20 protein-coding genes are annotated in these 24,215 nt (G+C 68.8%); 7 read left to right on the forward strand and 13 right to left on the reverse strand.

Annotated features, from left to right (window positions below; translation table 11 throughout):
* The first annotated feature begins 704 nt into the window (after positions 1-704).
* Positions 705-1,448: a DUF4145 domain-containing protein gene (locus ABD091_RS17370; protein ID WP_343920773.1), complete on the forward strand. Its 744-nt coding sequence runs from the start codon at positions 705-707 to the stop codon at positions 1,446-1,448.
* A gap of 496 nt (positions 1,449-1,944) precedes the next feature.
* Here ABD091_RS17370 and ABD091_RS17375 read toward each other — a convergent pair whose 3' ends face one another.
* Entirely contained in the window at positions 1,945-2,286 is a 342-nt protein-coding gene (locus ABD091_RS17375) for a hypothetical protein (RefSeq protein ID WP_343920775.1), read from the reverse strand.
* 174 nt (positions 2,287-2,460) lie between these two features.
* On the opposite strand from ABD091_RS17375, the gene ABD091_RS17380 reads away from it, so the two are divergent.
* Positions 2,461-2,616 carry a hypothetical protein gene (locus ABD091_RS17380; RefSeq protein ID WP_343920777.1) on the forward strand — a complete coding sequence of 52 codons (156 nt, stop codon included), beginning with the start codon at positions 2,461-2,463 and terminating at the stop codon, positions 2,614-2,616.
* Between the two features lie 180 nt (positions 2,617-2,796).
* Here ABD091_RS17380 and ABD091_RS17385 read toward each other — a convergent pair whose 3' ends face one another.
* Positions 2,797-3,150, reverse strand: a complete 354-nt coding sequence (locus ABD091_RS17385; protein ID WP_343920779.1) for a hypothetical protein — start codon at positions 3,148-3,150, stop codon at positions 2,797-2,799.
* 327 nt (positions 3,151-3,477) lie between these two features.
* Here ABD091_RS17385 and ABD091_RS17390 point away from each other — a divergent pair, with 327 nt between their 5' ends.
* Together ABD091_RS17390 and ABD091_RS17395 are read left to right on the forward strand one after the other, a co-directional pair.
* The gene (locus ABD091_RS17390; protein WP_343920781.1) at positions 3,478-3,825 is read left to right on the forward strand and encodes a hypothetical protein; all 348 of its coding nucleotides are present in this window, start codon (positions 3,478-3,480) and stop codon (positions 3,823-3,825) included.
* 292 nt (positions 3,826-4,117) lie between these two features.
* Entirely contained in the window at positions 4,118-5,512 is a 1,395-nt protein-coding gene (locus tag ABD091_RS17395; protein WP_343920783.1) for a hypothetical protein, read from the forward strand.
* On the opposite strand, the gene ABD091_RS17400 is transcribed toward ABD091_RS17395, so the two are convergent.
* Positions 5,509-8,055: a tetratricopeptide repeat protein gene (locus ABD091_RS17400; RefSeq protein ID WP_343920785.1), complete on the reverse strand. Its 2,547-nt coding sequence runs from the start codon at positions 8,053-8,055 to the stop codon at positions 5,509-5,511. The two genes, ABD091_RS17395 and ABD091_RS17400, sit on opposite strands and share 4 nt — an antisense overlap.
* Positions 8,056-8,840: 785 nt before the next feature.
* Between ABD091_RS17400 and ABD091_RS17405 the strand changes: the two genes are divergently transcribed.
* The gene (locus ABD091_RS17405; protein WP_343920787.1) at positions 8,841-10,697 is read left to right on the forward strand and encodes an SGNH/GDSL hydrolase family protein; all 1,857 of its coding nucleotides are present in this window, start codon (positions 8,841-8,843) and stop codon (positions 10,695-10,697) included.
* Positions 10,698-10,890: 193 nt separating this feature from the next.
* Here the strand turns inward: ABD091_RS17405 and ABD091_RS17410 are convergent, their stop codons facing one another.
* The 4 genes from ABD091_RS17410 to ABD091_RS17425 form a co-directional block, all read right to left on the reverse strand.
* Positions 10,891-11,205, reverse strand: coding sequence for a hypothetical protein (locus ABD091_RS17410; protein WP_343920789.1), 315 nt, complete (start codon positions 11,203-11,205; stop codon positions 10,891-10,893).
* Between the two features lie 506 nt (positions 11,206-11,711).
* The gene (locus tag ABD091_RS17415) at positions 11,712-12,230 is read right to left on the reverse strand and encodes a hypothetical protein (RefSeq protein ID WP_343920791.1); all 519 of its coding nucleotides are present in this window, start codon (positions 12,228-12,230) and stop codon (positions 11,712-11,714) included.
* A 237-nt stretch (positions 12,231-12,467) separates the two neighbouring features.
* Positions 12,468-13,442 carry an endonuclease/exonuclease/phosphatase family protein gene (locus ABD091_RS17420; RefSeq protein ID WP_343920793.1) on the reverse strand — a complete coding sequence of 325 codons (975 nt, stop codon included), beginning with the start codon at positions 13,440-13,442 and terminating at the stop codon, positions 12,468-12,470.
* A gap of 166 nt (positions 13,443-13,608) precedes the next feature.
* Positions 13,609-14,859 (reverse strand): AlbA family DNA-binding domain-containing protein, encoded by a 1,251-nt coding sequence (locus tag ABD091_RS17425; RefSeq protein WP_343920795.1) that lies wholly within the window; start codon positions 14,857-14,859, stop codon positions 13,609-13,611.
* A 189-nt stretch (positions 14,860-15,048) separates the two neighbouring features.
* Here ABD091_RS17425 and ABD091_RS17430 point away from each other — a divergent pair, with 189 nt between their 5' ends.
* Positions 15,049-16,008 (forward strand): hypothetical protein, encoded by a 960-nt coding sequence (locus ABD091_RS17430; RefSeq protein WP_343920797.1) that lies wholly within the window; start codon positions 15,049-15,051, stop codon positions 16,006-16,008.
* A gap of 84 nt (positions 16,009-16,092) precedes the next feature.
* On the opposite strand, the gene ABD091_RS17435 is transcribed toward ABD091_RS17430, so the two are convergent.
* From ABD091_RS17435 to ABD091_RS17445, 3 genes are read right to left on the reverse strand one after another with little or no spacing between them, the layout of a single operon-like run.
* Positions 16,093-16,854, reverse strand: coding sequence for a DUF4839 domain-containing protein (locus tag ABD091_RS17435; RefSeq protein ID WP_343920799.1), 762 nt, complete (start codon positions 16,852-16,854; stop codon positions 16,093-16,095).
* 40 nt (positions 16,855-16,894) lie between these two features.
* The gene (locus ABD091_RS17440; protein ID WP_343920801.1) at positions 16,895-17,104 is read right to left on the reverse strand and encodes a hypothetical protein; all 210 of its coding nucleotides are present in this window, start codon (positions 17,102-17,104) and stop codon (positions 16,895-16,897) included.
* A 23-nt stretch (positions 17,105-17,127) separates the two neighbouring features.
* Positions 17,128-17,373 (reverse strand): hypothetical protein, encoded by a 246-nt coding sequence (locus ABD091_RS17445; RefSeq protein WP_343920803.1) that lies wholly within the window; start codon positions 17,371-17,373, stop codon positions 17,128-17,130.
* 297 nt (positions 17,374-17,670) lie between these two features.
* Here ABD091_RS17445 and ABD091_RS17450 point away from each other — a divergent pair, with 297 nt between their 5' ends.
* Positions 17,671-18,357, forward strand: coding sequence for a hypothetical protein (locus ABD091_RS17450; RefSeq protein ID WP_343920805.1), 687 nt, complete (start codon positions 17,671-17,673; stop codon positions 18,355-18,357).
* A gap of 958 nt (positions 18,358-19,315) precedes the next feature.
* Here the strand turns inward: ABD091_RS17450 and ABD091_RS17455 are convergent.
* From ABD091_RS17455 to ABD091_RS17465, 3 genes are all read right to left on the reverse strand, one after another.
* Positions 19,316-21,961 (reverse strand): Helicase associated domain protein, encoded by a 2,646-nt coding sequence (locus ABD091_RS17455; protein WP_343920807.1) that lies wholly within the window; start codon positions 21,959-21,961, stop codon positions 19,316-19,318.
* A gap of 312 nt (positions 21,962-22,273) precedes the next feature.
* Positions 22,274-23,074: a DUF5677 domain-containing protein gene (locus tag ABD091_RS17460; RefSeq protein WP_343920809.1), complete on the reverse strand. Its 801-nt coding sequence runs from the start codon at positions 23,072-23,074 to the stop codon at positions 22,274-22,276.
* A gap of 342 nt (positions 23,075-23,416) precedes the next feature.
* A complete protein-coding gene (locus ABD091_RS17465) occupies positions 23,417-23,725 on the reverse strand; it encodes a hypothetical protein (protein ID WP_343920811.1) in 309 nt (102 codons plus the stop codon).
* Positions 23,726-24,215: the final 490 nt, after the last annotated feature.

Consider the following 24,215-nt stretch of genomic DNA (forward strand, 5'->3'; position numbering starts at 1 on the left):
CGACCGACTGTCTCCGACACGAGCCCGTCCCGATGAAGACGGTTTGGTCGGTGTGTGCCTACACTGTCGATTGCCTAGATCAACGCGAGGGCCTCAGTCAGACGAACGTCCGGTTGGGGCCCTCGTCATCTTCGGATTCAGTTGCATCAGCGGCCTCGTACCGGGGCTCCTCCGCCGTGAGACGGGGGTGGCACTCTGGTTCAGCGACTGCTAATGACACCAGAGTAGTTCTCAGGGGCGACGATGGCTACCGGAGAGTCACATCTCCTGTGGAAAACCTCGTCGCCGCGGTGCTACGACGCACGGCGGTGACCACCTGCCTGGGTCGGCGCACGGGCGGGTTTCGGGAGTTCGAGACATCCTGGCTCGACGGGGCAGGCTACGGCCTGACGGAGTGGCCTTGAGCGCCGAAGTCGCAGGGGGAGTTCGACTGGAGCTCGCGCGTCGAGGGTCGGACGCCGGATCCGGCCCGCCGCAGCCTTTCCCGCCACGCCGAGGCCGCCGCGCAGCATGAGGTTGGCGGATGACATCGCGACCCCTGCGGGCGATGCCGCCTCATGTGGTCCCTCGCTAACGGTCCGCAACCGTCGCGCCCCCGGCCGCCGTCCGCGTACGCACCGAGCGGAAGGCATTTCGAGCGCTTTTCTGCGACGCGGCCCACCGACCGTCACTGTTTGTCGGCCCTCTGCGGGAGGATCAGCGACATGCCAGACCACAGCCCAGACACTCTTCCGACGCCTTCGGACCCGTCCGGCCCATGTCCTAGGTGCGGCAGGGTCTCGAACTTCGAGGTCGAGAAGAACGGCATGTGGATCATGGCGAAGATCGACGAGCTTGGTCCGGGCTTTGCCGCCGCTGAACAGGCGGCCATTCTCCGGTGTGCGGGCTGCAAGGACGCTGTCGTAGTGATCACCGACGGTGCCGGCTCAGGACTGCACTGGTACCCCGCACCCGGCATGGGAACCCTCGATCGAGCCGTTCACAAGGGAGTCGCCTCGGCCTACGACGAGGGGATGCGCTGCCTCGGTATCGGAGCGAATCGAGCGGCTGCAGTCATGTTTCGGTCGGCCCTGAGCCTGTTCGTGAAGGACAAGGGCAGCGAGGCCGCCAAGGGCGAGCGACACCTCAAGACGGCTCTCAAGCACATGAAAGCCGACGGGGACTTGCACAAGTCTCTGTGGGAGTGGGCCGACCACCTCAATCAGCTCGGCAACGAGGGTGCCCATCCTGAGGACTACGACGACGTGACCTCGGGGGAAGCGGAGGGCTTGGGCAAGTTCGTCCGTCACCTCATCGCTCACGAGTACGAGATGCCTGCCCGACTGTTGCGCGACCAAGGTTTGCTCGCGGACGAGAGTGACGCTGAGCGGGCTTCGCAGGACTCGGCACCGCGTGGCGGTCCTGCTGGAAGGCTCATGAACCCAGGGGATCCGGAGAACTTCCGGTGAGCCACCGGGCTCAGACCATGCCACGAACCCCTGATCTCGAACCGCGACAGACCGTCTGTCAGGTGTGGCGTAAGGCCGTCTCGTCGCCCTGATGCATCACCGCGGCCACCCCGCACATGATCGAAATCTGGAGTTTCCGGACAGTTCGAGTAGCGACCCGCTTGGCAGCAAGGGCGCCGCAACTCAACCCGTGGTGCATCTACGTACCGGGGGGCGCTCTGCGCGGGCGGCTGGAGCGACTGCCGACCTGATAGGGGTCGACCGATGCGTTGGCGGCCGAGTGCCACAGCGCGAGCATCGACGCGTCGGCAGAGACCGCGGACGCGAACCTCTTCGACATGGCCTTTACGGTCCGCCGACGCGACCGCAGAACAACTGGCCGAGGGCGCGGCAGAGCCGGGCCGCGGTCGCGTCGTCAGTCATCGGCATCTCCGTCGTCGGACAACATCTGTGGCGGTGACGCTAGGTCCGACCGCTGACAGCGTCGTCTCGCGTCTCACGCCTGGTCACCCTGACTCGGTAGGCTGACAGGCGGGCCGCTTCCGTCGGGGATGGGGGCATCGTCGGCCGGGTCGTCGAGCTCTCCGTAGTAGTCCCAACCGAGGCGGGTCATCGCGTTCGCGAACTGCAGCAGCGCGTCGGCCTGGCTGACCGGTGTCTCTGCGTTGCGGAAGTCTTCCCACACCTCAAGGATGTTCGGCAACCGCCGCAACACGTGAGCTTGGGCCAACAGCGGCTTGGCGCCCGGGTGAACGATTGCACCGGCGGGGACGACCCAGGTGCCGTTGGACGCCTGGAGCCCGCGTTCGTCCCCGTTTCCTGACGCCCCTGCCGGCACCCACCGCCACGGTCCAGGCGGTATCTCTAGCGTTGTCATGGCGGCCATGGTGATGGTGACCGCTGACAGCCGGGCGGCACGACCGCGCCGTCTCGTTCCGAGTGTCGTCACCTGGTGGGTTGTGGGGTGGTCCCGGAGCGAAGCGTGCTGTGCTCGGATGAGCTGGAGCAGGCCGTGAACGAGGCGATGGTGCCGCTGGCTCGTGCGAACTACGAGTTGTCGCTGTGCGCCTTCGGCGGCAGCTGCGACCCGGCCGCGACGAAGAGGGTGCGGAAGCTGGCTGACAAGGCGGCCAGTGCTGTCGAGAACGTCCGCTCGTACATACCGTGACCCGGCTGGAGGGTCGGCGCGTCGCGGGTTGGCCCTCCCGGTACCAGCGCCAGTGTCCAGGCCTCTGACCTGCGCGGACTACACTTCGCGGACTTTCCGAACGACGGTCTGCGCCCTGAAGCCCGCTTCCCCGACTCGGTCGGTTCTGGCTCCGGTGCATGGGAGCCGGCGGGTCCCTAGTCAGTAGAGGCAGCCACCGCCGGGAGAGTCTCGCCACGGCCGTGACTTCCCAACGACGCGCCACTTCTGGCCATCCTTCTCGAAGTCGATCGCGATGCACTTCTTCGTGCCGTTCCACTTCGTCCGGTAGTGCCGGCTCATGTACGGATGGCCGTCGCCGGCCGGTATGGCGAGCTGACCCTTGGTGTCGAAGATCGCGTGGACCTTCGCCTTGCCCATGTCGACTCGGACCTTGCGGTACTCCTTCTTGGTCACCCACGGCTGGGATGCGGCATTCGCCGTCCCTGCGGTGCCGAAGGCGAGCGCGAGCGACAGCACCGCCGCGCTGATGAGTCGGGTTGGGTGTGAAGTCATCGTGAAAGATCCCTCGGGGGCGCATCGAATCGAGTCTCCGCGGACCGTACCTCGGATGCACACCACGGGTCGCTGTTCTTCTCGACGGCTACTAGCCCGTCGGAGGACGGGCTCCGAATCCGGCCACCGTCCCGTCAGCGTGTCCGGAAGGCGGCATTGCGGCGAGGTCGACCGGTCGTGCGGCGCAGTCCACGCCACGCTGCTGAGCCCACCGGCGCGCGGCCGAGGCCCATGCAGCCCGCTTGCCTGACCTCAACTGTTCGCCAATGCGTGCCGTCCTACTGACCTAGCCCGCGGTCACAGACCGAAACCTCACGGGGGATCACGATGAGCAGGACCCAGCGGCGCACCCGCGCCGTCACCATGTCGCTCCGAGCACTCGCCACCGCCGTCGCGCTGACAACGCTCATGAGCAGCTGCGGAGAGGGTGACACCGACGCCGACCTCGCTGCGCCCACGGCCACCGCTGAAGCGGGCACGCCGACTGCCTCGGAGTCCACCGACGCCGCGTGCCAGTCGGTTCTCGATGACGCGGCCGCGGAGGCTGCGGCGCTCCGAGCCAGCAACCTGACCGCAATCAAGGTCACGAGGTCGGCCGACAAGCTCAACACCGTCGTCGACCAAGCAGCTGCCGACTGCGAGCTGGCTGTGTGCAGAACCTTGAGGGTGCTGTGAACGACCTCAGCGATGCCGGTGAGGCGTACTTGAGGTGTGCCGTCGAGGCGTGCGACACCCGTGAAGTCGACACGGCCACCGTCGAGGCACTGCGCTCCATCGACCGCGCCGTTGCCGCAGGCCCTTAGCGGACTCGTTTCCTGGCCGGGCCGTACGAGGCAGGCGAGGACCCGGTTGAGGCCGTAGCCAGCGCCAGCCTCCTGCCGGAGGCGGTCCGGGAACACCAATCAGCCGCTCTACGAGCAACTGCGGCGGTAGCCTCGGCCGCAATCGTCCAACTACGGGGGTACACATGGCCGAGGAGAGCTGGCACGAAGCCCGCCTCATCCCAACTTCCGGCATCAACGGAGCAGAAGAGCAGGAGCGCCGCGCCACCTCCGCGCTCCTCGCCGTCGTCTCGGCGGTGCGGGAGTTCGGCCGGGCGCTCGTCAAGCCGCTCGGTGCGCCCGCCGGCACCATCGAGACCTACATCGAAGTCCCGTTCTTGCTAGGCGAGAAGAAGCTGTTCCCCGACGGCCTGATCCGAGTGCGCCGCGGCAGCCGGTCCTGGACGGCACTGGTCGAGGTCAAGACCGGGTCCAACGATCTACAGACCGAGCAGCTGGAGAACTACCTCGACATCGCGCGTGAGCAGGGCTACGACGCGGTCCTCACCATCTCCAACGAGATCCCCGCCGTGGCGGGACAGCACCCCACCAAGGTGGACAAGAGGAAGCTCCGGAAGGTCGAACTGCACCACCTCTCCTGGACGCAGGTGCTGGCAGAGGCCGTGATGCAGAAGGAGTTCCGGGGAGTCGCTGACCCCGACCAGGCCTGGATCCTGGGAGAGCTCATCCGCTACCTCGAGCACAGCCGCTCCGGAGCCCTCGAGTTCGACGACATGGGCGAGACCTGGGTTGCAGTGCGCGACGCCGTTGCCGCCGGCACCCTGCGCCCCACCGACAAGGGCCTCCCGGACGTCGTGGCGCGCTTCGATGCGCTGCTGCGATTCGCCAGCCTCCGGCTCGGACGCCAGCTCGGCACCGAGGTTGTTCCGGTTTTGTCCCGCAAGGAACAGGCCGACCCCACCCTTCGGGCGCAGGCCCTGGCGAAGACGCTGTGCGAAACCGGAATGCTGTCCGGCGCCATCCGCATCCCCGACACCGTCGGGCAGCTCGTCGTCACTGCCGACCTGCGCTCGTCCAAGGTCACCTGTCACGTCGACGTCGACGCGCCCAGGGAGGGCCGTCCCACCACCCGCGTCAACTGGCTGCTGCGCCAGCTCAAGTCCGCGCCGGACTCGGTCCGCATCGAGACCTTCGCCGGTGCCCGCGGGTCGAGCGCAGCCGAACTCCTCGGGGCGGTCCGGGAGAACCCCGCCATGCTGGTGCTCGACCCGGCGAAGGAGATCCGGTCGTTCAGGCTCGCCCTGACCGGATCTATGGGCGGCAAGCGCGGCCGGGGTCGCGGGTCGTTCATCGACTCGGTGCTCGGCGCGACCGACGCCTTCTACGCCGACGTCCTGCAGTACCTGAAGGCGTGGTCCGCAGCGCCACCCAGGTTGCGTCAACCGGCGCCGCAGCCACCCGAGCTGGAGCGGACGGCGCCCCCTAGTCTCCGGTCGACGGACTTTTCGTCTCAGGACGGCGCCGAGCCGGCGGACCCAACGGCCGCCCCACCTGTAGGCGATGCGGCCAGCGCACCTTAGTCCGCCTGCCCGTCGGCCTCGGGGGCGGCGCCGTCGATGAGACTCAAGATGTGAAGTGCCTCGTCGACTGCCTCGGAGCCAGGTTCCGCATCCGCGGCGATGACCTCAAGCAGCTCTCTGGCGGACGGCTCGTCGAGGAGGTGCATTTGAGCTTTTGCGGTCAGGAGTCGGGCAACAGCGACGGTCTCGTCCTCGGCTGGTAGTACCTGCTCGAGTTGTGCTTGTGACTGCTGCAGTGGCTCCAGTGCGAGGTCCGGTCTTCCGGCGAGCACCAGTCCGTAGCCATAGTTCCCGAGCGCCTTCCCGTACCGGATGGGATCGGTTGCGTAGACCTGCTTCCAGACACCCAGGGCCCGGCGGGAGAGATGTAGCCCCGCCTGCTCGAGGCCCATCCAGGTGAGGTAGCGACCTTGTGCTTCGAGGGCCGCGGCTAGCTGGACTGGCGCAGCTGAGGTGCCCGCGATGGTCCGCGCGGCGCTCGCGAGCTTCGTGGCACCGGGGAGATCGCTCGCGGAGGCACGGAGGTCGGCGAGGCGCAGACGAGCGGTGACTCTCTCGGGGATGGCGTCGCCCGAGAGATCGGCCTCGTCGATGGCGTTCCGAAGGAGGGAGTCGGCGTCTTCTGGGCGGTCGTCCTGTCTGGCGATGGCGGCGAGGTCGATGAGCGCGTTGGCGGTCCAACCGTGGTTGTCGTTGTGGCGGTAGATGCTCGCCGCGCGTTCGTGGTAGCGACGGGCTTCGTCCCAGTCGCCGGTGGCCTCGAGCACGGCGCCGAGGGCGCCGCAAGAGATGCCGACTAACAGGGCGTTTTCGCCGAGAGCTCGCTCCTTGACCTGGAGGGCTTGGCGAAGCAGTGTCTCTGCGTTGACGCTGTCTCCGAGTTCTGCATGCAGGTTGCCGAGGTTGTGCAGCAGGCTGCCGTACATCGAGGAGTCGGTGAGGCCCCGGTCCTGCATGAGTTCGAGGCCACGGTCGAAGTGCTCTCTTGCGCGGTCGTGCTGGCCGCGTCCGCCGAAGTACACCCCGAGTCGGTCGTGGATACGCACGGTGGCCAGTGAGAACACCTCCCCGCGCCCGAGACCTTCGACCCGTTCGAGGACGGCGAGAGCATGAGGCAACAGACGCTCCATGGTCGGCCACTCGAAGCTCTCGCTCGGACGGTCCGGCAGCTGCTCCAGAAGTGTCCAGACCGCGCGACTGAAGGCGGTAAAGCGTTGCGCTTCGGTCAGGGCGGAACCTACGACGTCCGTGACCAGGTCGTGAGCGACGAGCGTGTTTCCCTCGCGCTGCACCAGCGAGAAGGCCCGGAGGTTCGCCAGCGCGTCCTCGAATCGGAATCGACTCCAGTCTTGCGACTCCTCAGGGTCGCCGGAGCGCTCGAAGTCCGGGACAGAGCGGATCTCAAACGGGCCGGGCGCGACTTGGGCCATGATGGCCAAGATGTCGTGAGAGTCGGATCCCACTTGGTCGAGCGCCATCTGGATCGACTCGCTGAACCGCACGTCGGGCCGGCCGGCCGACCGGTCCAGCGTCTCCGGTCTGCGCGTGCGCAGTAGCTCGGTGTAATCCGAGACACCCATGCCCGTTCTGGCGATGTAGCCCGCAGCCTGGTCGACAACCAAGGGATGACCTCGGCACTCGCTGACGAGGCGGCGCAGGTCATCCTGGTCTGCGGAGTCGAGCGCGGGCGAGCGGCGTAGCAGTTCGATGGCTTCTGCATCGGTGAGTGGCGGGACGAGAAGTGGGGGAACGACACCGGACCAGCTTTGGTCCTGGCTGGTGACGATCACGTGCCCGCTCTCGGCTGGGAGGAGGTCGGCCAAGTCCATCGGGCTGGAGGCGTTGTCCACCACCAAGAGCCATGCCCCTCGGGCGCTGAGTTCGTCTCTGACTGCAGCCGCCTGAAGTTCGACGAGTTGTCCACGGGTGGCGGGGAGCCCCAACAACGGCGCCAGCGACGCTAGGTCGTTAGCAAGGGTCTCCCTGCCGTGGCCGCGCACCCACCACCGGAACGAGTACTCCCCTCCTCGTGAGGTGAGCCACTGACGAGCCATCTCGGTCTTGCCGGCTCCGGACAAGCCCAGTAGCGCGACGCGCGATCGGGTGGTGAGCGTCTCTCCCAGCCCCATCAGCGCTTGGTCGCGAACCACGGCCAGGCGCGCCGCGGGCGGAGGCGCCGCGATGTGGCTCATTACTTCGAGGCGGTACCCAGGCTCCACGATCTCGTGCTGTCGCTTCCATTCCAGCAACGTATCGACGGGGTAAGCATCAGGGTTGCTGTCGATCAGGCGGTGGTGGTCGCGGCAGAGGAGCAGGCAGTTCTCGTACGAATCCGCCGACCCGGTCCAGGTGCTGTCGAACCGGGGTCCATCGGGGCTGTGCGCACGTATGTGGGCGATCTCGCCGAGGGTCGCCCAACGGCCGCCGTCGAACACGACCAGCGGACGGTCGCATGTCGGGTGCGCGCAGGTCCCGTGCGACGACGCCCACAGCAGGTTGCAGTCTGGGGCAGGGGGGCGCCGGGTGCCGGTGGGCGTCGTCATGTGCCAGTCGTCGTCCGTCGCTCAGCGTTGCCAGTGGGCTGGAGTGCTCCCCCAGGAGGACATCGCAGCATCTTTCCACGACGCCCGTCACGTAGCGACGAGGCGCGACGACGTCCGGCGCCTCGCGAGGACTTCACAGCGAGCGGATGCCGGCCGACCGCGAGATGGCTTCTCGCGAGGTTGGCGGCAGCCGCACCCCTTGGGATGGTGCAACTGTCGGCACTGCGCACCCACCGACACTGACGAAACGGTTGGCGGCGTGCAACTGTCAGCGCTCAAGCTGCGCCGGCTGCCAGTAGTTGCACGGTGCCACCGGCGCAGCTGTGCGATGCCAACCAACTACAGTGGCACCTGGGAAACGATTGACACTCCTGAAAATGCCTTCGCAAGGCCGGCTGAGACCACTAGTGCGTCGGACCGACGGAGCGCTTCCAGGCATGACGCCTTTGCCCCATTTGGGTCTGCCGAGGCATCGCAGACGGGTCTACGCTCCACTGGCAAGCTGCGCCTAGGCGTGCGCAGGGAACGGGGTAGACGCCATGGCACCCGCGCGCATCATGCCCCCCTCGGGCGGCCCAGTTCAGCCCCCTCCACCGCGGACCTTCGTGACGCTCCTCAGGTCCGGCCGGATGACGGGCCTCGCTCTGGCCCTGACCTCAGGCCTCCTAGTCAGCGTCCCGCCACGCGCCACCGCTGCTGAGCCGCCACCGCTGGCCGAGTGGACCGTCGTCGCCACCACCACCGACTCTGCCAGCTCTGGCGGGGACGGCTCCTCATTTGACGAGGTGTACACGACCACCTACACCGACAACAGCCTCGAGGACCTCAGCTTTTCCGCAGACGCCCACGTCGCCCACCACCAGCAGTCAGCCTGCGAGGCGGGCGGATTCTTCACCACGAACGCGGACGCCACTGCCAGGCTTGTCGGCAGCTTCTCCGCGGGCCCGCCGCCGGTCAACCCTGCCCTGTACGAGTTAGACCCCGCCGCGGACTGGACGGCGCTGATGTCGACCTTCGACACCAGCATGGCGGTGACGTTCCACATCGAGGACTGCGACGGCAACACCACCTCCGTCACCCATCAGGAGGTGGAGCCTGCGCCGGTGCCGATCTTCTTGCCGGGAACCCAGGCAGAGCTCGACGCGATGCCGACCGGCACCGTCCTGGAGGACTCTTACAGCACCGGCGACCTCAACGAGGCGCCCGACGGCGTGTACACCCGCTCCGTCACGTACAGGGCGGTAAAGGGCGTCGCCCAGGATCCGGAGTTCACCTGGGAGGTAGCGCCGCGGACCTCTGCTCGACCTGACGGCGCTGTGGCCTACACCGACGGACGCTGGTCCACCCCGCTCCCCGACGATCATCTGCTCGAGGTCCGTCTGGGCGGGTGCGGCAACGGTCCCAACGTCCACTTCGTCGTCGACGACATCACCTACGCCACCGACTGCGACCCATTGCTGTACCTCACCGAGGGGCCGCACACCGTCACGTTGGTCGTCGAGTCCGGCCCCGCCGCAGGCCACTCCACGACCCGCCAGATCGACGTCGACCACCAGCTCGTCGTGGGTCTGGGGGACTCGTTCGGCTCCGGCGAGTCCCGCGGCGACGGCGGGTTCGCCGACCCCAACTGCCGTCGCGCCGGCTGGTCGGCCCAAGCCCTCGCGGCGCTGGCTCTCGAAGACGCCTCGGACCACTCCACCGTGACGTTCCTCCACCTTGCGTGCTCTGGAGCCACCGTCGGCAAGGGTCTCCTCGGGCCCTATCCGAATCCGCCCGGAGGTGCCCCGGTTCCCCGCTCTCAGGTCACCCAGGCCGCGCTCGACACCTCCGGCTGGGACATCGACGCCGCCCTGCTCTCCATCGGCGGCAACGACATCGGGTTCGCCGACGTGCTCAAGACCTGCGGCCGCTACAAGAACTGCCCACTGACCAACAAGCGGGGACTCATCGGCAACCTCACCGTGCCGGTCACCCTCCACAGAGAGGCACAAGCCAAGCTGCATAGACTCCGGCGATTCTACGCCCGGGTCAGCACCTGCCTCACCGGCGCCGACACCTGCCTGGCCACCGACTGGACCGCCGCCATGCCCGCCGCCAACCTCGCCATCGGCGCTACCGACTCCGCGCCCTCCGGCAGCCCCGCCGCCGTCGTCCTCAGCGAGTACCCCGACCTCGCCACCCGTACCGGCGGCCGCGGCATGACCTCACCGGACGGGTACACCTACTGCAAGAACGCCCTGTCCGGCCTCTCCGTGCCCTCAGGCAGCCTCGACGGCATCCAGGACGAAGAGTTCGCCTGGGCCCGCGAGGTCCTCCAGCGAGGCCGCGCCGGCACCACATTCACCTTCCGCAAGGACGTCCCCGGCCCCGACCGCGACGTGAAGCTCCACGTGACCAGCAACGGCCTCAACTCCGTCATCGGCAAAGGACCACAAGGATGGACAGCCGGTGTCGGCGCGTTCAAGAAGTTCCGCGGCCACGGCTACTGCGCCAAGGACGCCGACCGGTGGATCACCCAGATGCAGCCCGACACCGTCGTGCGCGAGAAGACGTCACCCTTCCACCCAAACAAGGCCGGGTACGTCGCGTGGGGAACGATCCTGGCTCGACACCTTCGGGCTGCCGCGCCGCCAACGCCGTAGCCCCGGCCCCTTGCCGGCACCCGACCCGTGCCGCCTGCTCCCAGGCGAGCCACTCGGCGTCCAGTAGCGCCGGCTTGGTGGACCGGCCGCGCCGCCCGCGCGGTCGATGCCTTCCCTCTGGGTGCCCCCAGGTGCTTCTCGCCGCACCGCGGAGGTCCGGTGTCCGGCGCCGGACTGGCGCGCCTGCCTGGAACTACTCCTGCTCTAGGTGTTCGTCCACCGCAGTTCGTAGCGCGGCAACGACGTCCACTACCTCTCTGCCGGACCTCTCAGCGGTGTAGAGGAGGAGGGTTCGCAACAGGAACCCCGTGGCCGTGAGCAGGGGTGTGACTTCGAGGTGGGGAGGCTCATCTGTCTCGTCATCCCAGGTGAGAGTCACCGCGCCGATGTCGTTGAGCCTTTCGAACGCCGTCTGACTCGCCATCGCGTTCACAGCGCCCGGCGCGTCGTCGGAGTGCGCGGTCATCAGGTCGAGCAGGACATGGGCGACATCGCGGTCGAGGGACATTGAGCCATCGTGCGCAACTTCATCGGTTGACAGTGGAGGCACGCCGTGCCTGCCGGCGTCGGGACCCGGTGCCGTGGCGCACGTTAGCCAGCCATCCGATGGCCGGCCGTCGGCGGCACGTCCACCGCCGTCGCCTCAAACCAGGGCACGTCGTTGTCGCGGACACAGGGCCGGTGCTCGTCGACCTCGGCATCGCGCAACTTCTCGGAGGCACCCGCATCACCACAGCAGGCGCAGTCGTTGGCACTATGGCGGCGCCGCGCCACCCGTCTCGGACTCCGTGGAGGTCCCACGCCCGTGGCCTCCCGCTCAACCGTCGAGGATCGGCCGCCCGGACAGGTCGGGTGCTCGGTGAAGAGCAGCAGGTGCGCCGGATCGAGTTCGCACCCGCCGTCGACGCCATGAGACGCCGTGGCATGAATCGCGGCCGCCCGGAACCGACCGATCTGATTGCGGCCAGACGCAGCGGACCAAGGTCAACTAGCCAGGCGTTGCGGTGCTGGAGCCTAGCCTTTCTGGCACCTCTTGACCCGACGCGGGTACTCGCCGGTGGGCCACTTGCCGCTGCCCCACACACCGCCGTATTCCCGCTCCATCTGAGTCGTCACGGCCTTCTCGCAGTCGATGCCGGAGCCGGGATCCTCAACCCTGCTCGGTTTCGCTGGCTGCGGGTCATCCCGGTCACTGCCGCCTAGGCCGGCCACGATGACCACCGGGATTGCTAGCACCGCAGCGACGGCCACGAGCGCTGCCAGGGTCATCAGGCCGTTCTTGGCTGCGCCGCCGGTAGCGATGAGCGCAGCAGCGGCTGACTCCGCCGCCCGGGTCGTCGCGGTGGGAGCGTCGGAGGGGTCGAGAGCGTGGCTGCGGCCGCGCCGCTCGGCTTCGGCTTTCGCTGCGACCTTGGTGGCGGCCTTGCCCTCAGCGGCCCACCCGCACGCACACCGAACTCCGGCGGTCCACACCCCCGGGTCGCTCTGGACGGGTTCGAGGGCGACTGGCTGATGGGTCGCGGGAACTGCCACAGGGGCACGGTATCTCGCGTCCTGCGCGGCGAGAGCAGGTTTGCCGCGGGCCCATCCGCGGTCTCCTGCTCCCGCTGCGCCTCTCCTCGGGCGCAACACCTTGGGACCACACTCCTGGTCGAGCCAGCTCAGGGCGGGGCGTCGTTGGCGATGTCCGTGGGCAGGTCCTCCCACCCCCGTGGAGCGGCGTGGCGCAGGCCTCAACCGACGAGCGCTTGAACTCGCCCTAGCGTGCCTTCACGCGGCGAGGTTGAACGTCGCGGTGATGGCGGCGTGATCGCTCGGGATGGCGGGGTTCGGCGGCTCTGGGTCGTCGGTCATCGACGGCAGCGGTGCCGTCGCTGGCACCGAGTGCACCTCGTCGACCCGGGTCACGAGGTGGTGGCTGACGAGGATGTGGTCGATGAGCTCGTCGCGGCCGCGGTAGCGCCGGGAGACGTGCTCCCCGTCGGGGAGCAGCGGTGCGAGGTTCCACATCCGGTTCCCGTCGCCGCTGTCGGCCTGGCTGAACCCGGTCGTGCCGATCTCCGACCCCGGTGGCCCGAGCAGGATCTGGCTGGTCGCGGCGGTGACCTCGTCGTTGAGGTCGCCGGCCAGGACGACCGGCAGCCGGGTGCCGTCGCCGTCGAGGAGGGTGTTGAGGAAGACGCGCAGGGCGACGGCTTCGCCGGTGCGGCGGTTGAGGGCGTACCCGGCGAACCGGGCCCGTTCGTCCTCGTCGAGTGGGGAGAACCGGCCGCCGGGGTAGCTGAGCAGCTTGGACTTCAGGTGGCAGGCGATGACGACGATGTCGCGGTTGCCGTACCGGATGGTCGCCTGCAGTCCGGGGCGGCCGACCTGGCTGACGGTCGGTGGGCCAGCGGGCCCGGGCGGGTCGTCGCCGGTCTGGGTGGGGAGCACGCCGGCCGGGAACGCGGCAAGGTCGTGCCGGCTGTTGAGGGCTCGGCGAGACAGGAGTGCTACCCGGATCCCGCGCGGGTCCGGGATGCCGAGCATCCGGTACTTCAGCTGCGGTGTCTGCGCCTGAAGTGCGGCCAGGGCCGTGTCGGACCCCACCTCTTGGAGTGCGAGGACGTCGGGGGCGTAGGTGTTGATGACGCCGGCGAGCCCGGCGAGCTTCGCGTCGAAGTCGACCTGGGTCGGCGGGCCGAACGGGGTGCCGGCGTCGAAGAGGTTCTGCACGTTCCACGTCATGAACCGCAACACAGTCATCGTGATTCACCCCAAGCCGCGGCCTGACAGCCGCCCCTCCCAGAGTCGCCCCGAGTCGTCCAGTGCGTCAACGGGCGGACAAGTACCGCAGCCTCATTTCGAGGAGTGGGCGCTGGCTACCCACGTGTGCGCTAGGGCGCAGGGGGCTTGCCGTGTCGGGGATGGGCTACGTGAGTTCGGGGAGATGATGAAGGTTCGTGATGCCGCCCTGGTTGACGCAGTCAAGACCTAGATCGACTGCCTGCCGCACGAATCCCTCAGCAGGGTCGTTCGCATCCACGGTGCGTACCACTGGCGAGTATCTCGGAACTGGCACGGAACTGCCGTCGTTGGGGTACCCCAACCAGTCTCGGGTCCACATCTTCACGGGCTCGCGCCGGTCCCACTCCACCCCTACCCGCACCTCGTACTCGCCGTCCAGCTCCCCGGCGGCAACTCGCATCATCCCCATCAGGTTGGCTACCGCCGCCTCGAGGTTCTCCGAGTAGAAGTGGGTGGCCTGGAAGTTCTCGTCGGCGTCCTTCCTCTGCCCGCCGAGGGAGCAGGCCAACGTGACGGACCCATCCAGATGGAAACTCGCCCACGCCTCGTGCACGGCCTTCGTACTTGTCGGCACGGCCACCCAACGCCGCAGGCCGGGTCGGAGGTTGTTGGCGTCCACCTCTCGAAGGGGCGCCCGCCCTCGGGGGACCGGCCGTCCGAGATGATCCTTGGCCCGAAGGTGGGCCTCGCTGATTCCGAAGGCCTTGTCGACGAGCGTGCGGGGCTCGGGGAACCGGTCACGATGCGGGGCCTGCGGCCGTCGGGGTGTGGCAGCGCCAACGAACCAGGCCATCTGCGGGACGCACCTGGCGGCGGCGTCCTCGTATAGCCATCCCAAGGTCTCATCGTGGAGACGCTGCGCGTCGAACCGCCCCCGGTAGGCGGCTGCAAGTGCGGGCTCCTTCATCCAGACCGTGTCGGCATCGTTGCGCACAGGGGCACCGAAGTACTCGCCGCGGTAGATCACGTGCGGGCTGTCGACGCTTGGCGGCACGACGACGGCCACGGCAAGACCGCCGTCTCCCTGCAGGCGCAGCACAGAGAGACTGAACACCGGCGGGTGCACGGCACTGACGGCAGCGCTGCGCAGGGCGCGCTCATGCCTCTCCGTGAGCTCGCCGACATCGACTAGCCCTGTGGCGCGCTTCTCGGCTTCGTCGACGCCGAAGACGATCACGCCACCGCCGCTGTTCGCCATCGCCGCCACGTCCTTCGGGAAGTCCGTCGCACCCAGGCCGGCCTCCGGGGGAAGAGCACGCTTCCAGTCCAGCCCGTCAGACTCGACCACGCCAGCCGTGACCGCCGCTTCGAGCATGGAGTAGGTGAGCGGCGCGTCGCGGGGCACCCCCAGTGCCTGGTGGATCGCAGTGAACATGACGGGATCCTAGGTTCCCGCTGACTGAGCGAACCATCACCGCCCGTCGTAATCCGCTCGCCGCCCCCCAGCTGATCGGATTCCGCACCGCTGTCGACGGAGAAGGCCGACAGAGGTCCTTGCTGCAGGACCGGGGTTGCACATGCGAAGGTGCTCGTCATGGTCTCGGTGAGCCGATACGGACGCGATGTGGACACCGTCTTCGACCTCCTCGGCGCCCACGAACCCGCCCTCACCGGCGCCCTCGGGTGGACCCTCGGACGCTCACCGACACTCATGTCCGAAGTGCTCACTCGCCTCGGGCTTCCACACGACGACCCCCAAGCCGTCGCCGTACACCTCGAGACCGCCGACGCCGCCGGCCGCACCGACATCGAACTCCGCACCCCCACCGCGCACGTCATCATCGAGGCCAAGCAGGGCTGGATCGTCCCCGGCGAAGTGCAGCTCGCCGCCTACGCACCCCGCCTCCAAGCGTCGGCCGACACCGGCCTCGACACCCGTCTCGTGACCCTGTCGGACTCCACCGCCTCCTGGGCGCACTACGTCCTACCCGCCGCCGTGGCCGGGGTGCCGGTGACGCACTGGTCCTGGGACGACATCCGCGCCCACATCAGCACTGCCCGTCACCGCATCCGCGGAACCGAACGGCTCTGGCTCGACCAACTGGAGGACTACATGGGCACCGCCACCTCGAAGCGCCCCGTCGCCGACGCCCTTGCGTACTGCGTCGTCATCTCGAACGACCAGTTCGGCGACGCCACCTTCCGCCAGTACGTCACCGACCAGCGCGTCTACTTCCACCCGCTCATCGGGGGCGGTTGGCCCACCGTCCCCCCGAACTTCCTCGCCTTCCGATGGGACGGCGCCGTCCGCCAGCTCAACCGCGTCCTCGACTACGAAGTCGTCGCCCACCTCTCCGAGCGGTTCCCCGCTGTCGCCGACGATCACACGGCCGAGTCCCGCCCACCCGGCGACGCCCACATCGTCTACCAGCTCGGCCCGGACATCCCGCTCCCGAACGGCGCGGTCCCGTCCGGTCCGCAGAACCTCCGCGCACAACGGTTCTGGGTGCTCCTCGACCAACTCCTCACCCAGCCCACCGTCATCGACGCTCGCGAGGCCACCAGGGTGCTCGGCGCCACCTGACTCGCCGACCGAGCCGGCCGCGCCTCTGGCCCGGCCCGGGGGCCGTCACGACGGCTGGACTGCGCAGTTGCGGCGCTCTGGCTCTCAGCGGAGTTCGGTGCTCACGGGGGCGAGGTAGAGCAGGCACTGGTCGCTGTTGTAGACGTCGACGGTGGCAGTGACGCGGACCAGGTCACCATCCTTGAGTGCGGTGGCGCCCTTGAGGGAGAGGTCGGCGGAGGTGACGCCCTCGAACTTGAAGACCGGTCCGGTAGTGGAGCGAGGCCCCTTGTCCCCGGGCGACATCGTGAGGTCGGACCGGGCGCCGCTCTTGAACACGTTGACCACGGACCCGTCGAACTCGATGGTGTCGTCGGCGTGGCCCTTCGCGAACCTCCCGATGGCGGGGTCGCAGTAATCCCCGGTAGCGAGCAGCTTGGCGACGTCGTCGCTGTTCTTGGCGGTGAGGACGTCAGGGTTGGCCGGTTCGGTTGGCGAGGGGGCGCTCGACGCGGAGGGCTCCGGGGTGGCCGTCTCGGTCTCGGTCTCCGAGGGTTCGGCGGTCGGGCTCTGGCTGGGCGATGCCGTAGGGGTGGGTTCCGCTCTGGGTTCGTCGTCGTCGCCGGTGAAGGCCGCCACAGATGCAGACCCGGCCACGACGACTACGACTGCGACGGCAGCCGCGGCGACGAGCCGCCACGGCACGGGCTTCTTCGCGCGGCGGAACGTCAGCGTGGTGCGGAGCCTGCCCCGGTCTTGGTCAACGAGCTCCCAACCCTGGCCCTGCCACTTGTTGATGGAGCGCTGCTCCGTCCCGCGAACTGCCTGGACTGTCTTGCGCTCGTACCTCGTGCCGTCGTTGACCATCTGACCTGCGTTTCCCCGTCTGTACCTTGTTGTGACCGCGTCAGTGGCCGGTCGTCCTGGGCACGCTACGTCGCCGCCGGTTGTCCGGTGCCGGAATCGACGAAAGCGCCAGTTGGCCGGGGCAGGAGATCCGTTGAGATTCCGCGCTGTTGGCTGGCTCGACCGGACTCGGCGGGCCGTCGACGTCGGGGTGGTCGCCGAAGATCAGCAGGTATGCCACATCGCGGTCGCACCAGTCGTCGAGAGCCACTAGGGCACCGTGCCACGTTCAGGTCAGTCGTGCGGAGCCCCATCCACAGGCGTCTGGTCGAGCAGCCGCATCTCGGTTGCTGGGAAGCGTCCGATGTGGTTGTGGCCGGGGGCGGCCGACCAGGTCACAACGGCCGACCAGGTGCCGTCGTCGGCCCGGTCCCATGACCGTTGCTCGCCGTAGCACCACCGTCCGTCGACCAGCACCTCGACCTCGCGCCGGTCTTCTCCGGTGAAGACGACGTGGTTCGGGTGGCGGAAGACGGGCATGACGTGAGGGTGACGGTCGCCGCCGACACCCCCACAGCGTCCGCAGTCGGCGGAACGAGCCCGGGTCGCCCACGGCGACACTTCAGCCAAATCAGGGGAAGACCGACGAACCCCCAGTCAAGTGCGCTAGCGCCTCCTAGGCTGCGGCCGACGTCATCACGCAGCCACCACGGGGGACACATGCCAGCGCACCAGCAGTCGACCCAGATCCACCCATCCGCCCACGGGCCTAGGTCGTCCGGAGGTGGTGAGTACCGGCGAGGACGCACGGTCGTCCTCGTAATCTGCGCTGCTCTCATGTCGGTCGCACTCACCCCCACCGCATCCCAAGCCGCCGGCCCGACCGGAGCCGTGACCATCACCGCCAACGACGCCGCGACCTACCGCGGCGACTGCGTCAACGTCCCCATCACCATCACCTCCCACTACGACGCATCCGGCACCGGCACCTGGAACGGCGCCTGGGCCGTCGAGGTGGAGGTCACCGACCCGTACGGCAGCTACGACGACAGCCACGACTACAGCGGCGTCGCAGCATCCACCTCCTTCAAGGACTTCCTGTGCGTCGGGCGCTACAACACCGGCGTCTACGACGTCACCGCGACCTGGGAGCAGTACGACGCAGCCGGCCAGGTGATCGCGACGGGAACCGCGACCGACTCCTTCAGTCTGAAGCGGAAGCCGCCGGCGAAGACGAGGCTGAAGGTCACCAAGGACCCCTACGGGAGCACCGGCTGGAAGTTCACCGGCAAGCTGACCCGCGAGGGTCGGCCACACAAGTGGGAGAGCGTTTCGCTGTGGATTCGGTGGCACGGCTACTGGAGGAACTACCGCGAGACCAAGGTCACCGGCTCACGCGGCCAAGTGTCGTGGCACACGGCTCGGGACATCCCGACGAACCGGTACGTGTTCCAGCTTCGCTACAAGGGCGACAACCGGTCTGCGTCCGCTCGTTCCGACAGGTTCCAGCTGCCTCGCCGCTGAGCCGTCCCTATCGACCTCGCCGCGCAACAGCTGGTGGAGCAGGCGGCCGCCGGACGTGTTCAGTGCGCTCCGTCGTTCTGCTTGCCGGAGCAGCTGGCGGGTCTGGGCGACGCCCGGTCCACTATGCGCGGGGATGAGCGCCGCGCCGGGCTTGCCGATAGACACCTTGAGGCCTGCCGGTGCGAGCCGGTCCCGCAGCTGCTGCAAAGCGGTGTCGGCGCCCATCCGGCCTTCCCGTGGCAGCTGCTCGTGGGCGAGGAACTGCTCGTACGCATGGGGGCCGCCGGCTTGACGAGATCCGGGCTCGCCCGACAGGCAGGGCTCCGGCACAAGACCGTCACCGACATCTACCGGATCGACAGGTTCCGGTTCCTCAGCGTGCGGACGCTCACGGTACTCCGCGCCGCCCTAGCGACTCGCCTACAGGTCGTCCGCAGTACCCCTCCGTAGCCATGACCGTGCGCGGACGGGTTTCTCGGAGCCTTCCTTCGTCTGGGACGTCCTGCGCCGCAGCCAGCTCCGCACAACGGCGACGACCATCGCGACGAAGATCAGGCGGTAGATCCGCGCCTCCAGCGGACCGGGCCGCCCCAACCACTCCAGAACCAACTCGGCCAACGCTGACCACTCGTACATCCCTGCACCTCCACAGCTCGATCTCGGTTCTCACCCCTTCTCTGTTGAGGTCGACACCGGGACAGGTCGGATTGAGAACGGGTTCCGCGCACAGCTCCGCGGTCTTCTTGCCGCAGTCGTCCACCGACTCGAAGTCGCGGTAGACGCGGTCACATCGGAAGTAGGGGACCTCGCGGAGCTAGCGGAACGGGCGGCCAGCCTCGATCGGCAGATCACTCAGCCCAGAGCGGACTCGGCTCGGCGTCGCCCCTCCGCACGGAGGCCGGGCCGAGCATGACCTCGGCCGGCCTCTGACCTGCGGAAACTACACTTCGCGGCCGCTTCAGACGACAGTCTGAGGACCGATCCCAGGCCCGGTCGGCGTGCTCGGTTGGCGCTCCCAGCCCGGAATCGCCGCGAGCCGGTCCCGGCGCATGTCGGCGAGCTTGCCGGTCCGGATGAGGTTGCGCTGCACGGTGACCCACTGCCCGAGCCGGTAGCCGTCCTCGAGCCACGTCCCGGGCACGCGGCAGTGCCCATTCCTGGCTTGGAAGCCGGTTAGAGCGTCGAAGCCCTTCTCCCAGGCAGCGTCACGTGTGTCCCACACCCACCCGGGGGTCCGAGCGAGCCGGTCAGCACGGTCGGGGGCGAGGTCGCCTTTGCGGTACGTCTGGCGTTGGACGACCACCCACCGCCCGAGCTTCAGGTCGGCCTCAAGATGGTCGGTGGGAACCTGCGCGTGACCCTCGCGAGCGGCGAACGCCTCGAGAGCGGTGTAGTGCTTCTCCCAGCGCGACGCCAGGACATCCCAGGTCCAGTCGGGTAGCGCCTCGAGCCGGGCGGCGCGGTCGGCGGGTACGAGCCCGGCCTTGAACTCCTGCCGGTGCCTGATGACCCAGTCCGCCAGCGGGACATCGCCCTCGATGTGGTCGGTCGGGACGCGGGCGTGACCCTCACGGGCGACAAACTGCTCGAGAGCTTCGAAGTGCCGCTCCCAGAGGTCGGCATGAGGGTGCCACGACCAGCCGGCCAGCGTCTCCAGCCGCTGCTGGCGTTCCTGCGGCAGGTCGCCCGCTGTATAGCGGACGCGCTGCTCACCCACCCAGGCGCCCAGCGGGTACCCGTGGGGGGTCGCGTCACGGCGGACCAACGCGGTACCCGTGCGGCGGACGTGCTCGGTCAGCGCCGCCCAGCCGGCCTCCCACGCGTCGTCCTGTGGTCGCCAGGACCAGCCGGTGACCGCTTCGAGCTGCTGGACGCGCTCGGCGGGTAGCTCGCCGCGGTGGTAGCGGGCCCGCTGCTGCTTGGACCAGCCGTCGATGTTCACTCCGGCTTCGCGGTGCTGACGGGGTGTGCGGCGGTCGGCGAACGCACGGAGCGCCTCCAGGGATGCGTCCCAGGCTGTCTGGGTCGGGGAGGTGTAGGTCCAGCCCGGGACGGCTTCCAGCCTCGTGCGCTGGTCGGTGGTCATGGTCCGGCGGCCGCCGTCGCGGCGGTGGGAGCGGACCCAGGAGCCGAGCGGGAAGCCGTCTTCGTCCCAGAACTGGGCCGGCACGTCGAGATGCCCTTCGCGCTGCCGGAACGCCGTAAGGCTCAGGAGCCCCTGCTCCCACTGGTCTCCGACAGCGTCCCAAACCCAACCCGGCAGCGCCTCGAGGGTCGCGGCCCGGTCTGCCGGCATCCGGCCGCGGCGCCGTTGAGCGCGTTTGGCGCCGACCCACCTGCCGAGCGGGACACCGTCCTCGACGTGCTCCCAGGGCACGTTCGCGTGTTCTTCGCGGGCCACGTACGCCTCGAGGACCCGCAGGCCGGCCTCCCAGCGGCTCTCGCGGGTGAACGTGACGGGCCCGGGGAGACGGATCGTCTTCCCTGGCCGTTCGACCTGGAGGTAGGTAAGCGCCTCGTCGACGTGGCGCGGTTCGTCCTCGGCCAGGTAGTCGTCGATGGTGTCGGCGTCGAGGGGCACCCAGTCAAGTTCGCGGAGGCGGAGGAGGACGGCGTCGGTCGTCTCTTTGACGGTCGCGTCGGTCGGCACCATGACGTCGTGCGGGCCGATGGGCTGGAGTGGGTGCTCGCGGACGCGGAGGACGCGGTAGCCGGCGTTCTCGAGGAACGCGGTTTTGCGGGCGTCGCGGTCGTGCTCGACGTCGCCGGCGTGGCGGTAGCGTCCGTCGACCTCGATGACGACCTGGGGTTTGCGGAGGTGGAGGTCGACGTGGCGGGTGACGCCGTCGACGACGAGGGTGTCGTCGTGGAGGTTCAGGTCGGGCAGGAACGTCGCGAGCTCGTAGGCCAGGCAGACCTCGAGGACCGAGCGGAGCCGGCGGATGCATCGCGGGCAGCCGCGGCCCCGGGTGCGGTTCGCGCCGGTGGCGGCCCACTCGTGGGCGGGCTGCTCGAGGCATCGCCACCACAGCTTCTGCCCAGTGCCCGCGACGATGTCCTCGGGGCGCAGGTCGCCGTTGGCGGTGGGGTGCCACTCGGCGGCCAGCTGCGGGTGCGTGGCGACGCTGTTGGTGACCGAGGCCCGCTTGCCGGCGCAGAACGGGCAGCCTCGGCGGCCGTTCGCCACCGCACCCTTGCCGAGGACGAGCGGCGAGACCTGCCACTCGTGGTCCGGGCCCTCGGCGCACTTCCACCACGCCAGGTCTGAGGAGCCGCCGAGCACCCGGTCGGGCGTGAGGTCGCCGTTCCTGTCGGGATGCCACAGGTCGACCGCTTCGGGGTAGCGGGCGGCGAAGCTGTTCGTGATCGACAGCTGGCGCCCGGCGCAGCAGGGGCAGCCGGTGAAGCCGTTCGCGAGCGACCGGGTGATCGAGGACGGTGAGGCCGTCCAGCGGTGGTCGTCGGCGACCGGACACCTCCACCACCGCGGGCGGCTGGAGCGACTGCCGACCTGGTCGGGGTCGACCGGCGCGTTGGCGGCCGCATCCCACAGCGCGAGCATCGACGCGTCGGCCGCAACCGCGGACGCGAACCTCTTCGACATGGCGTTCACCGTCCGCCGACGCGACCGCAGGACAACAGGCCGCCGTCGCGGCGGGCCCGGGCCGCGGGTGCGTCGTCAGGCATCGGCCTCTCCGGTCGTAAGACAACAACTGTGACGAGGACGGTAGGTCCGACCGCTGACAACTCGATGCAGTATCAGCGTTGCCCGCCCGGGAGGCGTGTGGAGGGCGCTGCGTAGTCTGCGCGACGCCCCCGGAGGGCCGCCGGCAAGAAGTGCAAGAGCCTGACGACCGCGCACCCAGCGGATCACGGCCCCGGCCCGCAGCCACGTCGGCACGCCGACCGGCTGAAGTCAGGGCTGCGCCCGTCGAGCGGCTCGCTGCCGGCGCCCGGCCGCCGGCGAGAGCTGGAGCACGGACTCGATGCCCAACTCGCGTGCGGCTGCCCGCAACTGGCTACGGCGTCGATGGTCCTGGTCGAAGTAGTCGACAGCTCGTCCAGCCCAGACCAGCGAGCTGACGAGAAGGCCCCGCCAGGCGGCGCTCGCGGTGGGCTTGGGGTCCAGGCGCATCGCACCGAGCTCACCGTCCTCGTTGGGCTCGAGGTAGTCGTCGACGAGGGCCACTGTGGCGTGCGCGTACATGGACAGCACCCGGTAAGGGAAGTACGCCGAGGCGCCGCCCGGGTGCAGGTCGTCGCAGAGCTGCTCGAAGTTCCTGGCAGGGCCGCCAGCGGTCGTCTCCAGCGGCTCGAGATCGCTGCCGGGGATCTTGCCGTCCCCACGGATGCTCGCCGGTACACCCGCCTTGACGGTCCGCTCCAACGCGCGCCGTTGCCGGGCATCCTCGTTGACGAACGCGTTGGCACCGTCCTCCGTCTGCGCCACCCACTGCGCGGTCAGGGCGCACTCGTACGCGGTCCGGACGAGCGGCATGGCTTCCAGTGCCCACCCGTCGTCTAAGAGCCGTGTGGCCGGCACGTAGAGGCGGTGGACATGCGCGGTGAGCGCGTGGACGGAGCCCAGCTGCGGCTGGGTCCAAGAGCCGCGGGTGCGTCGGGCGGTGAACTGCCCGCCCTGCGCGGCGTTCCAGGTGTCGAGGAGTTCGGCTCCGATGCGTCGGTAAAGGTCCTCATCGATCGCGTCGTCGGTCATGCGTACCGCTCCCCGGAAGCGGCTCGTGTGTTCATGGCTACATCCTGCGGCAGCAGATCGCGCGGGCCGTCGGCACCCGTGCCGGGGCGCGGGTGTGCTCTAGGGGCGCGACGCGGTTCGGCGCAACGCGGTCGACTCCGGTTGAGGTAGAGGAGGCGCTGCAGCGCTTCGTACCTGTCGGCGGCGGCGGTGACTCGAACCAAGTCGCCGAGCTCGAGCGCATCGGCTCCTCGAGGCCGAGGTCGGTGGACGTGACGCGTCCGAGCTAGAACACCGGTCGGGTGGTCGACCGGGACCCCTCAGCAACCTGCGGTGTGCTGAAACCTTGCCGCCGGCGCCAAATCAGTTGTCGTCTGGACGCGCCGGTCCTTCAACGGCGGGCTCGCCCGGCACCTTGTCACTTCGCGGGCGAAGTCGGCCACGCATCCGAGCAGCGAACCCGCCACGCCCCAGGGACTCGGCCGCAACGGTGACCAGAAGTGTGACGAATGCCGCCAATCCCAGCGCTCCGATGAGGAACGACAACAGCATCATGGATGCGAGCACCCCGTAGACGAGGTCCACCTCGACGCTGAGCGCCTTGGCGATCGCCGAACTTGAGTAGGTGAGGGAGTACGACCCGTAGAGGCCAGCCGCCCCGATCACGAACAACTTCCCTGCTTTGCGCTCCAGCCATGGAGAGAGCCTCGTCGCTTCCGTGGGAGCCCCGGCGCCCGCCTCCGCGCTGTGGTTGGCACCGCCACAACTGTAGGCAGCGTGGAACTGCCGACACCGCGCAACCGTTGGCACGGATTCAACCGTTGGCGACGTGCAACTGCGCCCGCCAACCCCATGCAACTGCACAGCACCACAAGCACAGGGTCTTGCGGTCGCAGCGGTTGTGGCGGTCGTCTTGGCCGGTCCCCACCGGCCTCGTCTCCTGCTCGATCATCAGGGCCGCAGCCCGGGCGAGGGGACGGTAAGAGGGAGGTGCAATGGCGTCGATGCAGCGTGATGCGCTGCCACACCTTGTCGCTTGCGGGTCGCGATGGCCGGCAAGTCCGACGTCGATCCCCCAAGTAGCGCGCGAACCCTTGGACGAAGCTTTGTGCGGTTCCTGGCGAAGTCGTTCCACCGGCCGGGCCCCTCCGTCCGGGGCCGA

Origin of the sequence: Nocardioides aestuarii, assembly GCF_039527245.1 — a bacterium.
GTDB classification, from domain to species: Bacteria; Actinomycetota; Actinomycetes; order Propionibacteriales; family Nocardioidaceae; genus Nocardioides; species Nocardioides aestuarii.